General features: G+C 40.1%; 11 protein-coding genes. 4 read left to right on the top strand and 7 right to left on the bottom strand.

The window, feature by feature from the left end:
* Positions 1-44 precede the first annotated feature (44 nt).
* Together ACPEH5_RS11495 and ACPEH5_RS11490 are read right to left on the bottom strand one after the other, a co-directional pair.
* On the bottom strand, positions 45-977 hold the full coding sequence (locus ACPEH5_RS11495; RefSeq protein WP_370661197.1) for an ABC transporter substrate-binding protein: 933 nt from the start codon (positions 975-977) through the stop codon (positions 45-47).
* Positions 978-1,039: 62 nt separating this feature from the next.
* The gene (locus ACPEH5_RS11490) at positions 1,040-1,702 is read right to left on the bottom strand and encodes an ABC transporter ATP-binding protein (RefSeq protein WP_226619137.1); all 663 of its coding nucleotides are present in this window, start codon (positions 1,700-1,702) and stop codon (positions 1,040-1,042) included.
* 702 nt (positions 1,703-2,404) lie between these two features.
* Here ACPEH5_RS11490 and ACPEH5_RS11485 point away from each other — a divergent pair.
* Positions 2,405-3,673 carry a cytosine permease gene (locus tag ACPEH5_RS11485; RefSeq protein WP_129466514.1) on the top strand — a complete coding sequence of 423 codons (1,269 nt, stop codon included), beginning with the start codon at positions 2,405-2,407 and terminating at the stop codon, positions 3,671-3,673.
* Positions 3,674-3,743: 70 nt separating this feature from the next.
* On the opposite strand, the gene ACPEH5_RS11480 is transcribed toward ACPEH5_RS11485, so the two are convergent.
* A complete protein-coding gene (locus ACPEH5_RS11480) occupies positions 3,744-5,471 on the bottom strand; it encodes a lysophospholipid acyltransferase family protein (RefSeq protein ID WP_042845613.1) in 1,728 nt (575 codons plus the stop codon).
* Between the two features lie 596 nt (positions 5,472-6,067).
* Between ACPEH5_RS11480 and ACPEH5_RS11475 the strand changes: the two genes are divergently transcribed.
* On the top strand, positions 6,068-7,474 hold the full coding sequence (locus tag ACPEH5_RS11475; RefSeq protein WP_131680060.1) for a cytochrome c peroxidase: 1,407 nt from the start codon (positions 6,068-6,070) through the stop codon (positions 7,472-7,474).
* A 61-nt stretch (positions 7,475-7,535) separates the two neighbouring features.
* On the opposite strand, the gene dmsD is transcribed toward ACPEH5_RS11475, so the two are convergent.
* The 4 genes from dmsD to ACPEH5_RS11455 are packed head-to-tail and all read right to left on the bottom strand — an operon-like array spanning position 7,536 to position 12,158.
* A complete protein-coding gene (dmsD, locus tag ACPEH5_RS11470) occupies positions 7,536-8,171 on the bottom strand; it encodes a Tat proofreading chaperone DmsD (protein WP_042845935.1) in 636 nt (211 codons plus the stop codon).
* A 57-nt stretch (positions 8,172-8,228) separates the two neighbouring features.
* On the bottom strand, positions 8,229-9,080 hold the full coding sequence (locus tag ACPEH5_RS11465) for a DmsC/YnfH family molybdoenzyme membrane anchor subunit (RefSeq protein WP_042845615.1): 852 nt from the start codon (positions 9,078-9,080) through the stop codon (positions 8,229-8,231).
* A gap of 1 nt (position 9,081) precedes the next feature.
* Complete coding sequence (locus ACPEH5_RS11460; RefSeq protein WP_187549596.1) at positions 9,082-9,699, bottom strand: DMSO/selenate family reductase complex B subunit; 618 nt, start codon at positions 9,697-9,699, stop codon at positions 9,082-9,084.
* A gap of 14 nt (positions 9,700-9,713) precedes the next feature.
* The gene (locus tag ACPEH5_RS11455) at positions 9,714-12,158 is read right to left on the bottom strand and encodes a DMSO/selenate family reductase complex A subunit (RefSeq protein ID WP_129466518.1); all 2,445 of its coding nucleotides are present in this window, start codon (positions 12,156-12,158) and stop codon (positions 9,714-9,716) included.
* A 556-nt stretch (positions 12,159-12,714) separates the two neighbouring features.
* Between ACPEH5_RS11455 and ACPEH5_RS11450 the strand changes: the two genes are divergently transcribed.
* Both ACPEH5_RS11450 and ACPEH5_RS11445 read left to right on the top strand, forming a co-directional pair.
* On the top strand, positions 12,715-13,593 hold the full coding sequence (locus ACPEH5_RS11450) for an SMP-30/gluconolactonase/LRE family protein (RefSeq protein WP_048605952.1): 879 nt from the start codon (positions 12,715-12,717) through the stop codon (positions 13,591-13,593).
* A 72-nt stretch (positions 13,594-13,665) separates the two neighbouring features.
* A complete protein-coding gene (locus ACPEH5_RS11445; RefSeq protein WP_048605950.1) occupies positions 13,666-15,012 on the top strand; it encodes an MFS transporter in 1,347 nt (448 codons plus the stop codon).
* Positions 15,013-15,314: the final 302 nt, after the last annotated feature.

Genomic DNA, 15,314 nt, shown 5'->3' with positions numbered 1-15,314 from the left:
GCATACCCAGCGGTTTGCTAATTAAAATTACCTTGTTGCATTATTTAACGGAAAAGTGCGCTTAAACGCGTTAGCACTTCACTACGTTCTGCGTTATCTACTGTTGCTTCTGGTAATAATTTGAGTGTTGAAAAATCAGGCCGCTTCCCTTCAATATCAGCCCTAGCAGGCATTAACCAAGCGTTAGCGACTATCGTTTGCCCTTCTGGAGATAATACATAATCAATGAAGGCTTTGGCTTCATCAGGTTGCTTAGTACTGTTTAAAATCATCATCGGGCGAGGCGCAATTACCGTACCGCTACTAGGGAAAATGACTTCAATCGACTCACCATTGGCAATACTGCTATATGCCACATAGTCTACTGCACCAAATACTGCCGCTTTTGCCCCTTGCAATACAGGAGTCAGCGCCTGCGCATTCGGCCCAGAAATCACCATTCCATTGGCTTTTAATTCAGAAAATAATGTCCAAGCAGCCTGTTGTTTGGCATTTTGTAACCCTAAGACTAAATCTAATGATGCACCAGAAAGTGCAGGGTCAGGCATCGTGACTTTATCTTTAAAAGCAGGTTGAGCAAGATCCTGCCAATCTGTAGGTTTTGGTGTGCCACTTTGGCTATTCCACACAATACCCAATGCAGAAACACCTTGGGCGACATAATAAGGTGTTTTAAAACGTGCAGGCACTTGCTGGGCATTTGCGCTTTCATAAGGCAACAGCCAACCTCTTTGTTGCAAATCCTCTGCCGTATCCCATGATGCAGAAATCAACACATCAGCACGGGGATTCGCTTGTTCAGCTTCAAGCCTTGCCATTACTTTCCCGGTTGTTGCTTGAAAAACATTCACTTTAGTGCCTGTTTGTTTTTCAAACCCCGCCGCCAATTGTTTCGCCATAGCACCAGGCCCTGCGGTGTAAACCGTAATTGCTTGGGAAGGAATGGAAAATAATGCACAGGAAAGGCCAAGACTCATTGTGATACCCTTTAGTGAAAATCGGTTCTTTGACAGTAAATTTTGCATAGTGGTCTCTCTCTTCATAATGTGATCAAACTTTCAATATTTCCATTGCGCATATGTGCAACTTGATGAGCTAGTGCATTAGCCTCTGCGGGGTCATGTGTTACGTATACAGCGGTAGTCCCTAATGCTCTTAGTAATTGAGCCATTTCTGCGCAAAGTGATTGGCGTAATGCAACATCAAGATTTGACAAAGGCTCATCGAATAACAAAATTTTAGGCTCAGCAATAATGGCACGAGCTAAGGCAACACGTTGTTGCTGCCCCCCTGATAAATCAGCGGGTTTCCGCTTAGCAAAATCCACTAACCCCACACGCTTTAAAGCTTCCATAACATGATTTTCGATTTCTGGACGACTGAAACCGCGCATACGCAAAGGGAATGCCACATTTTGAAATACGCTCATATGCGGCCATAACGCATAATCCTGAAATACCATGCCAAGATTGCGCTTTTCAGGAGGAACAAGGCGTTGAGAATTCGCCACCAGTTGATCACCAAAATAAATCGCACCGCCAGAAGGTTGTAATAAACCCGCTAATAATTTAAGCAAAGTACTTTTACCGCAACCAGAAGGCCCTAGTAGCGCAAGGATCGTGCCTTTTTCTACAGATAAATCGATGCCATTTAGTACATATTGGTGTGAAAATGCCTGAGATAAACGTTGAATTGAGATCATCGGTAAGCCCCCCGTTTCCTGCCTACATGGCAAAAGACAGGGAGACTCACTCAAGGAAGAGAGAGTTTGTCGCATAACTATTTGTATCCTCTTTGGGACTTAATCGTTATGGATGATGCTACGGCTTGAATACGTCAAATTGATGACAATTTTATGATTGGATGATGACAGCCTAATTCATGCAAAGATCGCATTTTCATATGGCATCATAAAAAATTAATATTCCATTTTGACAGAATAAAAGTACTTTTTACGAATTAAAAGAAACATAAAAAACACAGTTAAATAACAATAAGAAAACACGCAATTTGATATTAATCACAATTTAAACATTATTATTTAATGAGAGTAATATTAACTCTAATGAATTTTTTACAAACCATCTAAAAACAATATTAATTTCTTATTTAATGATGTTAGCAATCACATAAAACCTTGTTTATTGAAAAAAGATCAACAATCACCCACCTTATTGATGAATTAATTTCAAATGGATTCTATTCACTACTGACTATTGATATGCTTGATTTATCATAAAAAAACCAAGAAAAACATTTTTATTACAAGTTAATAAATTTATTTATTAACAATAGATTCTATTTCGCCATTATTAATAAACCATAAATATTAGAACAATAAATATTTAAAAATTTATTTTTATAGGTACTCCAATTATTTTTAATAAAATGAGGTTCACCTAATATGTCAAATAAAGAAAAAGAAAATGCTCTATTAGATTCCGAATATGAACATGTCCCAGTCCCTATTGAACATCGAAAAAGCTTTGCCTCCGTTTCTGCCGTTTGGTACAGCTTCCCTCTAGTATTAACCAGCGCAGTGATTGGCGGTGTCGTTACAGCAATGCTTGGTTTCAAAATGGGGGTCACTGCAATCCTCGTGGGTAATTTACTTTTATGTTTAGTTATTGGTTCCTTAAGTTATTTAGCAGGAAAAACCGGGGAAAACTTTGCTATTTCGGCTAAAAAAACATTTGGACAGCGTGGATATATTGCAGTTTCAGGGTTGCTGGCAACCGTCGTTATAGGTTGGTTTGCTCTGATGGTTGGCCTAACTGGCGACACAATGTTTCGTTCATTTGGACAGAACCTATTACTGATGACTATCTTAGGTGGTGTGCTTTATGTTGGAGCCACATTCATAGGCATAAAAGCATTAGCCTTTCTGGGCTATATTGCAGCCCCGATGTATTTAATCCTCGGCATTATTTCTGTTGTTATTGCTATGAAAAATGGCTCATCAGATATTATTAATTATCAGCCTGCGGCTGGTGCTGGCGTACTTTCATTCGGTGTCGCTGTAACGATGATCTTCTCCACCTTTACCGATTCAGGTACCATGACCGCAGATTTCACCCGCTGGGCAAAAAATGGTAAACAAGGTTTTTTAGCTGCATTTACCGCCTTCCCAATTTCCAAGTTCTTTGCAGAAGTGATTGGCGCAATAATTGTAGCCACCGGAGTGGTATTGCACCCAGAAGTGACTGGCGGAGATTTTATTACGATCCTAGCCAATGCTAGTCCGTTACTTTCTATTTTGGCTATCATTTTTGTTTTTGTTAACTTAGGCGTGGGCTGTACTCATTGTTTATACAATGGTGCTGTTGGTTGGTCACATATTACAAAAGGAAAAATGAGAACCTTAACGATTATCCTTGGTGTGATTGGGATTATCGTTGCGGTGACAGGGATTTGGAATGCATTCCAAACTTGGTTAAATTTACTTGGATTGATTGTTCCACCTATTGCGGCAATTATTATCATGGACCAATTAGTCTTAAAAAGAAAAAATGATGAGTCAAAAAATTGGCAACCTTTAGCTTTTATCTCTTGGATATTAGCATCAGGAATTGCATTAATTGTGAATGCCTACGCTCCTGAGTTATCAGTCGTGGTTGCAGGGTTAATATCTTCTTCGCTCATCTACCTTATTGGCCATAATTTCACTAAATAGATAAACACAATTGGGGGAGAACTATTCCCCCAATCCCCCTCTCAAATCGGATTCATTTAATTATGATTCATTACAATGATGTGGCGACTCTTTTCCCTGTTAAATGTCCCCCCACATACCGTTGATAGCGTGTAGGCTTTAATTTAGTTAAGTCGACTAATATCAAACCATCAACACAGTCATTAAAAGCTGGGTCTGAACCAAAATCCATAAACTGTACGCCCCCTGGCTCACACAGTTCTGTATATTGCTTATAAAGTGTCGGAATCGAACAGCCGATATTATTGAGTAAGCTCTTTAATTTAATTAAATCTTCTTGGTAGTTATCTCCCGCAAATTGGGCAAGCACTTGCGGTAAGGAAGCGGGATAAGGCTGGCGTGATTGTGCCATTGTCTGTTTTGCAGAAAAATAGAGCCGATAAAATGCAATTAATAAATCCCTTGCAGCTACTGGCATCGCACCAGAAATAGACACTGGACCAAATAAATAACGATATTGTGGGTACTTGGCTAAATAGGCGCCTATTCCCAACCATAAATAATCTAAACCTCGTTTGCCCCAATATTTAGGCTGAATAAAACTTCTTCCTAACTCAATCCCTTGAGCAAGAATAGGTAACATTTTTTGGTCATAGTGAAATAAGCTATAACTGTAAATACCGGCTAACCCTTTCACAGCCAATTGTTTCTCAGTTGGGATAAAACGATAGGCACCCACAATATCCAGCTCATCTTCATCCCAAAGGATCAGATGACAATAGTCATCATCGTAGCTATCTAAATCACGACGTTTTCCAGACCCTTCACCGACAGCGCGAAAAGCAATTTCCCGTAATCGGCCTAACTCACGAAGTATAGGCGACCTGATATCTTGATTTCGTTGATAAAGATAAATCATTTTGCCATCAGGCAATGTCCCCAAATGCTCGCAAGCAACTAACGCTTTTTTTAATTCTGAACGGTCTTCAGGTAGTGCAATGGCTGATTCACTAGTAAATAATCCCGCTTTACCCTTACCCAGTAAATACACATGACGACGAAATCGTTCTGCTAATTCATGAGCCTTCATATGCCCATTATGCCAATGTGTAAATGGTATACGCCCACCAATCCGTATTTTTATTTGTTTACCTTGTTGCTTAAACATTTCCCTGACTAACATTAACGTTGATAAAGGGCGATAAACCATCGAGGTGAGATAAAATAAATAACTATTACGCCCTTGAACATGAATGGGAACAATAACAGCCCGGGCTTTCGCTGCTAAACGCAAAAAACCACTACGCCAATGTCCATCACGTATACCTTTGCGGCTAACCCTAGAAACCTCCCCCGCAGGGAAAATAATCAAAGCCCCTTGGTTATTCAAATGTTGTTGCATATTGGAAACTTGTTGGCGACTAGTTCTACTCTTTATATTGTCAACAGGAATAAACAAGCTACTTAGTGGCTCAATATAACTCAGAAATTGGTTAGCTACGATTTTAACGTCGGGACGAACTGTAGCCACCGCTCGTAATATCGCGAGGCCATCCAAAGAACCAATCGGGTGATTTGCCACTAAAACAACTGGCCCCTGAGTAGGGATATTTTCTAAATCTCTTTCGGCAAATTCACTGCGAATATCAAAGTACTCCATAACCTGTTCTATCAGGTCAAAACCTTTTAAATGTGGGTAATTAAGCGCAAATTGATTAAATTCCTTTTCGAAAAGCAAGCGCTTCAATATACGACGCTTCCATACTGAAGGTAGCTGCTGTGGGTAAATATCGTGGAGCAAGGTATCGACACTAAACATAATGCTATCTCCTAGCTTAGTTACAAGGAACTTAAGTCAGGCTCATGACAATGAAATGTCTTTTTTATGACAAAATAATGAAGCGATAAAAAAAGATAATGTCAGTGGGGGTTAATAAATATATTTTACAATTATTCCGATACAACAATAACGAGAGAAAATAGAATTTATTTTAAAAATTAGAAAAAAATTTACATATTATATTCAATATTAAAATATGCATTTAATTTACAACAATATCAAAAAAGCATAAAAATATATTTTTCTACTTGCATTTACTTAGATTAATTAAAAATAAAGGGGAAGCCATCATTAAAGGTAACTTGTTTTTAAAATTTAGAATTTCTCACATCATGATGTAAGCTACAAATTAATTCACATATAATTCAATCAAATACAATAATTAAAATTGATTATTTTTCTTTTTAGTTTGATTGATAGGCAAATCTTATTTCAGCAATCGTTTAAACCGATGGCCATCGTTGATAAAAATCAAGAACCTTTCAGCTTTATTTATCCATCATAGTCCGGCTGTAGAATTATATTAATTAAAAATATTTAAATATATTTGACCGCAATCTTCCAAGGATAGTGTAATGAAAAAGCTTACTCGCATTACGGTCGCTGTCATATTTTTGCTTTTACTCGGATATTTTGGGTTATCTGGTTACGTTTGGTATCACGATAATCAACGTAGACAAAATAATGACATTCAGACATCTAAAATTGCAGAAAATAATCAAGTCCTCCGTTTTTTTGACGAAAAAGGATGCGATTACTGCCATACTCCATCAGCTGATTTACCCGCCTATGCATCATTCCCCATCGCAAAACAATTGATGGAATATGATATTCAACTCGGCTATAAATCATTTAACCTCGAAGCCGCACGCGCTGCTCTTATCGCTGGAGAACCTGTTCCACAAAGTGAATTAAACAAAATTGAGTGGGTTATGCAGAACCACACGATGCCGCCAACTCGCTATGTCGCACTTCATTGGGCGAGCAGTGTCAGTGATGAAGAACGAACTAAACTTCTTGATTGGATAGCCAAGCAACGAGCAGAACATTACGCAAGTGAAGATATGGCTGCTGAACATCGTAATGAACCAATCCAGCCTATTCCCAAATCACTGGAAGTCGATGACAAAAAAGTCGCTTTAGGTTTCCGCCTCTACCATGATGCGCGTCTATCTGGCGATAGTACTATCTCTTGTGCCCATTGCCATGCGTTAAATGCCGGCGGGGTTGATGGTCGTAAAACATCAATTGGTGTTGGCGGTGCAGTAGGACCTATCAATGCACCAACGGTATTTAACTCCGTATTTAACGTTGAGCAATTCTGGGATGGACGAGCACCTGACTTACAAGCTCAAGCCGGTGGGCCGCCATTAAACCCAATTGAAATGGCCTCAAAATCTTGGGATGAAATCATTGTTAAATTGGATCAGGACCCTGTTTTAAAAAGCGATTTCAATGCCGTCTATCCTGAAGGTTTTACAGGCGATACCATTACCGATGCCATTGCCGAGTTTGAGAAAACATTAATTACCCCGGATTCTCCATTCGATAATTGGTTAAGAGGTGATAACGGTGCACTGACCGCTCAACAATTACATGGCTACCAACTATTTAAAGAGAATAAATGTGCAACTTGCCATGGGGGAATTATTCTCGGCGGTCGCTCTTTCGAACCTCTAGGCTTGAAGAAAGATTATGAATTCGGTGAAATAACTGCACAAGATATTGGCCGTATGAATGTGACTTCCGATGAACGCGATAAGCTACGTCAGAAAGTCCCAACACTGCGTAATGTCGAGCTAACCGCACCTTATTTCCACCGTGGTGATGTGGCAACCTTAGACGAAGCCGTTAAACTGATGCTGCGTTATCAAGTGGGTAAAGAACTCCCACAAAAAGATGTCGATGATATTGTGGCCTTCTTGAAAAGTTTAACGGGTGTGTATACACCTTATGTACAACAAGGCGAAAAAACACCCTAAGCTACAATAACAATTAATAGAAACCAATAGCACCAACCCTATAACTGGATGGTGCTATTTTTTACTCGGCGTTTTCCTTGTAATACACTGTTTTTGCTAAAACAGGCTGTGTGATTTGTTGCTGATAGCCAGCAAGCGTCTCTTTGGTCAATTTCGCTACTGCAATATAAAAAGCACTGTCTGCTGTATCCGCTAAAGTATCCAAAAAATGTTCAGACCAAGGTAAAAGATGCCACGCGAGTAGCTCTTCAAGATCGTCTCGCCTATTTTGCTCTGCTAACCAAGCCGCTAACATCAAGACCAAGCCAATATGGTCTTCAGGCTCTTTTTGGGTCGTCACAGGTTCAATGCCTTTTGTACGCATCCATTGACGAAGCTCAACAGTTGAATCACCGAAAATAATATTTTCTTTATCTAACCAAACTGAGCCCCAAGGAGGAGCTGGTAAAGCATAAGGCCCGATAAATAAACGCTGCCAGGCTTCGTTCAAGGGTTCTTCATCGTGAATACTGGACTGAAAAAATTGACTTATGGTAGTTAAAGACGGTAAGTCAAATGGCCATTCTTCATGCCATGTCGGTTCCTGCAAAATAGCAACAATATCCGTATTATTTTCACTATCTGGGGCGAAATAAAATAAAGAACCGAGAACGCGTCCAGTAATTGCTACCTGTTCAAGAAATCGCGTGTCTTGCATATTCATTGTCTCTGCGGTGGTCAGCGTAGGGACCCCCCTACGCTGAAAAGTTTACTATTAAGCAACAGCCATACCGACTGTCATATGTAAACCATAGAATAGTCCACGTCCAATCAATTCACCAAACAACACCAATAATGTGCCGATCAACAAACTTACCGCAGAAGGTTGACTTTGACGGAAAATTGGCAAGATCCACAACAACAAGCCAAGGCTTGTAGCCACTAAACGGATCATTTGCAATAAGCCGTAGTCAGGGACTAAATCACTCGCTTTTTGTACTGAGCTAGCGATTAGCGCTATTTCACCACTTTGTAGTAACACCGATGCGATAGTCACAATATAGGCAATAATACTGATTGCCGCTAACTTACCGCTATGAAGGGGAAATTTAGCGATTCGCAGTAACAATGTCCCTAAGATAGGCCCCACCACAAACACCGTCATAAAGAAGCCGATAGTGGTATGTGGCGTGTCCCATGTCGGTACAGTACTAATCATATAGACGCGAGTCATAGCCCAGACAAAGACTAACCCCATTAGCATTGTAAGGATCAACCAAATTTTGCCTAACCCCTCAGGCATTTTCTTCAGCGCAGATAGCAGCCACCAAAGCCCCCCGAGGGCAAAAAAGATTGAACCAAACAGCACTTCATTACTTAATGAAGATGCAAATACACGGTTCATCGAGTTAAAGGCCCGTAATGGTGACCCCATATGCATCATAGAGGCTAAGAAGCCTAGCCCCATTAGCACCCATAGCACTAGCATGGCATTAACAATGCGCTGTTTTTGCTGTTTATCATCAGTCGATAGCCATGCAAGTCCGGTCACAATCGCACCACCTGCTATACTTTGGCCTAAAACGGTGAATAAAATCAGCGGCCATTCATGTAATCCGTTGCCCATCTTAGACCTCCCGTGGATTGGCTAAATGACCCGTCGTATCATTGACAGGGCGACTATTGGCGTTAGGTTTAATCACAATATTTGGCTTGGTATAATGCGCTTCAGGTAATGGCGCTATCTCAGCCAAATTGCCGTGAGTTTTACGTAACTCGTCAATAGGACCAAAATCGAGGGCTCGCAGTGGGCAAGATTCTGCACAAATCGGTTTTTTCCCTTCTGCCACTCGCTCATAACAGCCATCACATTTTGTCATATGACCTTTTTCCGCATTAAACTGCGGTGCACCATATGGACAAGCCATATTGCAATAACGGCAGCCAATACAGACACTTTCATCTACGACCACAAAGCCGTCTTCACGTTTATGCATCGCACCACTCGGGCACACCTTGACACACGCAGGGTCTTCACAGTGGTTGCAGGAGATTGACAGGTAGTAACTAAAGACGTTTTGATGCCATACACCGTTATCTTCTTGCCAATCTCCCCCTGTGTACTCGTAAATACGTCGAAAATTCACTTCAGGAGATAAATTTTTGTAATCTTTACAGGCTAATTCGCATGTTTTACACCCCGTACAACGGGCTGAGTCAATATAAAAACCATATTGGGTTGTCATGATTTATCTCCTCCCTATACCCTAGCCACTTCAACAAGATTACTGTGCTGAGGGTTACCCTTTGCCAGCGGTGACGGACGCTGCGTGGTCAATACGTTAAGGCTCCCACCGTGGTCTATCTTGTTTTCATCTGGTGCATACCAAGCCCCTTCCCCCATCGCAACCACCCCCGGTATAATCCTTGGTGTTACTTTGGCATTGATATGAACCTCACCCCTATCATTAAAAATACGCACCATATCGCCATTTTTGATGTTGCGACGTTTTGCATCAATCGGGTTAATCCACATCTCTTGTAAACAAGCTGCCTTAAGCACATCGACGTTGCCATAAGTTGAGTGAACTCGTGATTTATAGTGAAAACCACTAAGTTGCAAAGGATACTTATCCGTAAGTTTGTCATCATGGCTTTCAAAGCCAGGAGAATACATTGGGAGAGGAGAAATCAGGTCGCCTTCATCCAATGTCCATGTCTTCGCGATATCCGCTAAGCGTGATGAATAGATCTCAATTTTGCCCGATGGCGTATTTAGTGGGTTAGCAATAGGGTCTTGTCGGAAGGCTTGGTGTGCCACCACATGTCCCTGCGGATTCATTTTTTTGTAGATCCCTTGCTGCTGGAAGGTCTCAAAATCAGGGAGTTCTGGCAGTTTTTCTCTTGAAATTTCATATAAATGGCGTAACCACTCTTCTTGTGTTCGCCCTTCGGTAAATTTCTCTTCCACCCCCATACGACGTGCAATTTGCGTACACATTTCGTACACAGTTTTACTTTCAAAGCGAGGTTCAATTGCCTGACTGGCAAAAATGACATAGCCCATATTACTGGCAGCACCATCTAAACAAAAATCCATTTGTTCCGAGGCCGTACAGTCTGGCAGGACTAAGTCTGCATATTTTGCCGAAGCCGTCATATGATTATCAATCACAACAATCATTTCACACTTTTTATCATCCTGAAGAATTTCATGTGTTTTATTAATATCTGAGTGTTGATTGATTAAACTGTTACTCGCGTAGTTCCAAATAAATTTAATTGGCACATCTAGTTTGTCTTTACCCCGAACACCATCGCGAGTTGCGGTCATTTCAGGGCCGCGTTCAATAGCATCTGTCCATAAGAATACAGAGATACTGGTTTTAACTGGGTTTTCAAGGGTTGGCATGCGTTCAAATGGAATATCGTAATTCCCTTCGCGGGCTCCTGTATTCCCCCCGCTAATTCCCACATTGCCAGTCAAAATCGGCAACATCGCAATAGCTCTCGCTGTCTGCTCACCATTTGAATGGCGCTGAGGCCCCCAACCTTGGCTAATATAAGCTGGTTTTGCTGAACCGATTTCACGCGCGAGTTTAATGATTTTATCAGCCGGAATACCGGTGATTTGCGCAGCCCATTGTGGTGTTTTTTCTACACCATCATCCCCTTGACCTAAAATATACGCTTTATAGTGGCCATTTTTCGGCGCATCCGCAGGGAGGGTTTTCTCATCATACCCAACGCAGTATTTATCTAAGAAAGGTTGGTCAACCATGTCTTCTGTGATTAACACATGAGCAAGCCCCGCGACCAATGCAGCATCAGTACCAGGTCGGATCGGTATCCATTCATCTTCGCGCCCTGCTGCCGTATCAGTATAGCGAGGGTCAATAACAATCATGCGTGCATTCGAACGCTCACGCGCTTGCTCTAATTGATAAGTAATACCACCACCGCTCATTCGCGTTTCAGCTGGGTTATTACCAAATAGCACCACTAACTTAGAGTTTTCGATATCAGAAACACTGTTTCCTGCCCCACTGCCATAGGTATAAGGCATCGCACAGCTAATTTGTGCCGTACTGTATGTGCCATAGTGGTTTAAATAACCACCTGTACAATTCATTAGGCGTGCAATAGGTGAGTTGGCCGGCGGCCACGAACGAGCAACCGTCCCCCCTAGAGTCCCCGTACCATAGTTCAAATAGACCGCTTCATTACCGTAATCGGCAATGATACGTTTTAGATTGTCACTGATTAAATCGTAGGCCTCTTCCCAACTAATTTGCTTAAACTTCCCCTCACCTCGCGCACCAACACGCAACATTGGGTATTTCAAGCGGTCAGGGTTATACACACGGCGGCGCATAGAGCGGCCACGTAAACACGCTTTTACCTGATGTTTGTCTCCGTAAACATCATCGCCTGTGTTGTCGGTTTCGACATACTTAATTTCACCGTCGACCACATGCATCCGTAACGGGCAACGGCTACCACAGTTAACCGTACATGCGCTCCAAACAATTTTTTCCTTGGGTGTCATTGTTTGTGATGCAGTTTCATTCGTATTCGCGGCACTGCAAAAGGGTAAACTTAATGCACCACTGGCAAGCGCTAGCCCACCTGCAGTACCTGTTTGCATTAATTTCCTACGGCTGATTTCCGATTGGAGCAACCTATCAGATAATGCTTTATCCATATCTGCCTCACTTAACATTGCTTCTTAAAGTTTAAATAGCTTTATTAAAATTTTTTTGTATTTAGCTAAGTTATGTAATTTCAATGGTTATTCTATAGACAGGTCAGAATGGAGCCTTGTGCGCGATCAATAATCCATTACAAAATGTAAGGTTTATTGACACAAAAAATAACTAAAGTTAAATTTATAAAGTTAATCCACTTTCTGTTAAAAAGTTAATTTAATCTCGATTAATCTATTACCTTTATTAAGAAGTATTAGTTAATATGCCTAACTATACATTTAATTTAAGTCAATTGATTTTATTTTAGATAACTATTAGAATAAAAAAATATAAGAACCCACCTCAATATTAAATTTTATTTCATTGTGCAAATGAACAAATGATTTAACAATTGAATATATAATAAACATTGCCATCTTCACATTATTCCAGCGTTATTCCCCTACTATTAAGATTCTCTATAACTAATTAACCCAATCGTGTAAGTAATCACACTCCCGAAACCCATTAAATAACCCTAGTTTAAATAATGTTATTAGTAGGATTTGAAAAATGAAAATAAATATATTATTGGATTTAAAAAACAATTTAGGGGAAGGCCCTATATGGGATGTAGAACAACAACGTTTATATTGGATTGATAGCTTAGATGGACGAGTATTTTCATGTACAGAAAAAGGAACTGAAATTAAATGTTGGGATGTTAGGCAAAAAATAGGCTCAATGGCTTTATGCAAAGACGGTCATTCGGCTATAGTCGCCCTAGAAAAAGGAATATATATTCTTGACTTTATAACAGGTGAAACTCATCTTCTGCACGCACCTGAAAGTGACAAACCTAACAATAGGTTTAATGATGGGAAAGTCGATAGACAAGGACGCTTTGTTGTCGGCTCTATGGACATGCAAGAAGATAACCCATCAGGGGCGTTATATCGATTAAATACAGACCACTCACTCCATAAAATAGAACAAAACATTATTGTTTCTAATGCACCTTGTTGGTCACCAAACGGTGATATTTTTTATTTTGCTGATACATGGACAGGGGAAATATGGAAATATGATTATGACGTATCGACAGGTAATATTAATAATCGCCAGACATTCTGCAAAGTCGATACATCAACAGGAGGCGCTGCAGATGGAGCAACTGTTGACAGTGAAGGCTACCTTTGGAATGCACTCGTTTATGCAGGGAAAATCGTGAGATATAACCCCGACGGCGATATTGACAGAATTATCGAAATGCCAGTTAAAAAGGTCACCAGCGTCGCTTTTGGCGGCGAAAATTTAGATATTTTATATGTTACTTCAATGGCAAGGCCACCATTACCTCGCTTCCCTGAAGATGGTCAATTAAGAGGAAGCGTATTCTCAATACATAATCTTGGTGTAAAGGGCATAGCTGAAAAAAGATTTGGTGGGTAGATAAACAATTTGCTAATCAAAATTTAATATCAATTAACCTCAAATTATTATACTTATAAAAGAGCTATAATTATGATTAAAAATAATGTTTCAAATAATAAAATATCCTTTAAGAATATACATCGCTATTCATGGGTTTCATTATTCATATGTTGGCTTATTTGGTTATTGAATGCTTATGATAGAGAAATGATTTTAAGGTTAGGTCCGGTTATTTCTCAAGAGTTTAATTTAAGCCCTGAAGAGTGGGGTAATATTGTTGCTATTATCATGATAGCTCTCGCTATTCTTGACATACCAGGTTCTGTATTAAGTGACCGATATGGCTCCGGTTGGAAACGAGCTCGTTTTCAAGTTCCTTTAGTTTTAGGTTATACCGCAATTTCATTTGTTTCAGGTTTTAAAGCAATTAGCCATAACTTAACCTATTTTATTCTATTGCGTTTTGGGGTTAATTTAGGTGCAGGCTGGGGTGAACCTGTTGGCGTCAGTAATACTGCTGAATGGTGGCCTAAAGAAAAAAGAGGGTTTGCTCTCGGTGTACACCATACGGGCTATCCTATTGGGGCTTTATTAAGTGGCGTTGTCGCAAGCTTTATTATTTCTGAATTTGGCGAAGCAAATTGGCGCTATAGTTTCTTTATTCCATTAATCGTCGCACTGCCTATTATGATTTTTTGGGCAAAATATTCTACCGCTGCAAGGATTTCAATATTATATCAACATATTGAAAAGTCAGGGATGACAAAACCTGCTGAGAATAGCAGTACTCAAGTTCAAAAAGGTGAAGGGTTAAAAATTTTCCTGAAAACACTAAAAAATAGAAATATTGCCTTAACCGCCGGGAATACCCTATTAACTCAAATCGTCTATATGGGGATAAGCATGGTATTACCTTCTTATCTATATCATGTTTCGGGGTTATCTTTAGCGGCTTCTGCGGGTTTGAGTATTATTTTTACATTGACGGGCGTGGTTGGGCAAATTGTTTGGCCATGGTTATCGGATATCTTAGGCAGAAAAAGAACATTGATCATCTGTGGTTTATGGATGAGTATCGGGATTGCTTTATTTTACTTCGCAACCTCAATGCCAAAAATCATCGCAATACAACTGTTTTTTGGCTTAGTCGCTAACGCTGTTTGGCCTATTTACTATGCCATGGCATCAGATAATGCAAATGACCAGTCCATATCCACAGCAAATGGTATTATTACCACATCAATGTTTATTGGCGGTGCGTTATCACCGTTATTAATGGGCTGGTTAATCAATTTAGGCGGGGGTTGGAATAGTTCTTTAGGCTATATTTATACCTTCTTTGCGATGGCTGCATGCGCATTATTAGGCGTTATATTACAACTCTTTACGACCCATGCACCATTAAATAACAACCATCAAACCCCAGTAGCAAGTTAACGCTTCATTTTTGACAATAGTAAGTATAGAACCACTTTGTATATAAGTGGTTTTGTACTTAAACGACATTAAGTTATTTCTTCAATCAGTTTTAACTATACGTGAAACGCTTTTTTAGTGGCGTCTAAATAAGGCGCCATTTTAATTTTATTCCCCCTCTTCTCTCACCCCCATTCTCTCACCTTTTCTAACACGACCAGCTTAGTCTGCACTTTACTCTGCGTATGTCAGCTTGAGTTTCTTATATGAAACAAAACATCATCATAACCTAGACACACCCCACATTTTGAAACGATTATTTT

The organism is Providencia sp. NPDC089933, assembly GCF_049545585.1.
GTDB classification, from domain to species: domain Bacteria; phylum Pseudomonadota; class Gammaproteobacteria; order Enterobacterales; family Enterobacteriaceae; genus Providencia; species Providencia huashanensis.
This window is presented reverse-complemented; position numbering and strand designations above follow the sequence as displayed.

What these genes read in the sequence shown, in the direction of transcription:
- ACPEH5_RS11495 (WP_370661197.1), bottom strand. Translation starts at nt 977, where the DNA reads ATGAGTCTTGGCCTTTCCTGTGCATTATTTTCCATTCCTTCCCAAGCA.
- ACPEH5_RS11490 (WP_226619137.1), bottom strand. Translation starts at nt 1,702, where the DNA reads ATGATCTCAATTCAACGTTTATCTCAGGCATTTTCACACCAATATGTA.
- ACPEH5_RS11485 (WP_129466514.1), top strand. Translation starts at nt 2,405, where the DNA reads ATGTCAAATAAAGAAAAAGAAAATGCTCTATTAGATTCCGAATATGAA.
- ACPEH5_RS11480 (WP_042845613.1), bottom strand. Translation starts at nt 5,471, where the DNA reads ATGTTTAGTGTCGATACCTTGCTCCACGATATTTACCCACAGCAGCTA.
- ACPEH5_RS11475 (WP_131680060.1), top strand. Translation starts at nt 6,068, where the DNA reads ATGAAAAAGCTTACTCGCATTACGGTCGCTGTCATATTTTTGCTTTTA.
- dmsD (WP_042845935.1), bottom strand. Translation starts at nt 8,171, where the DNA reads ATGCAAGACACGCGATTTCTTGAACAGGTAGCAATTACTGGACGCGTT.
- ACPEH5_RS11465 (WP_042845615.1), bottom strand. Translation starts at nt 9,080, where the DNA reads ATGGGCAACGGATTACATGAATGGCCGCTGATTTTATTCACCGTTTTA.
- ACPEH5_RS11460 (WP_187549596.1), bottom strand. Translation starts at nt 9,699, where the DNA reads ATGACAACCCAATATGGTTTTTATATTGACTCAGCCCGTTGTACGGGG.
- ACPEH5_RS11455 (WP_129466518.1), bottom strand. Translation starts at nt 12,158, where the DNA reads ATGGATAAAGCATTATCTGATAGGTTGCTCCAATCGGAAATCAGCCGT.
- ACPEH5_RS11450 (WP_048605952.1), top strand. Translation starts at nt 12,715, where the DNA reads ATGAAAATAAATATATTATTGGATTTAAAAAACAATTTAGGGGAAGGC.
- ACPEH5_RS11445 (WP_048605950.1), top strand. Translation starts at nt 13,666, where the DNA reads ATGATTAAAAATAATGTTTCAAATAATAAAATATCCTTTAAGAATATA.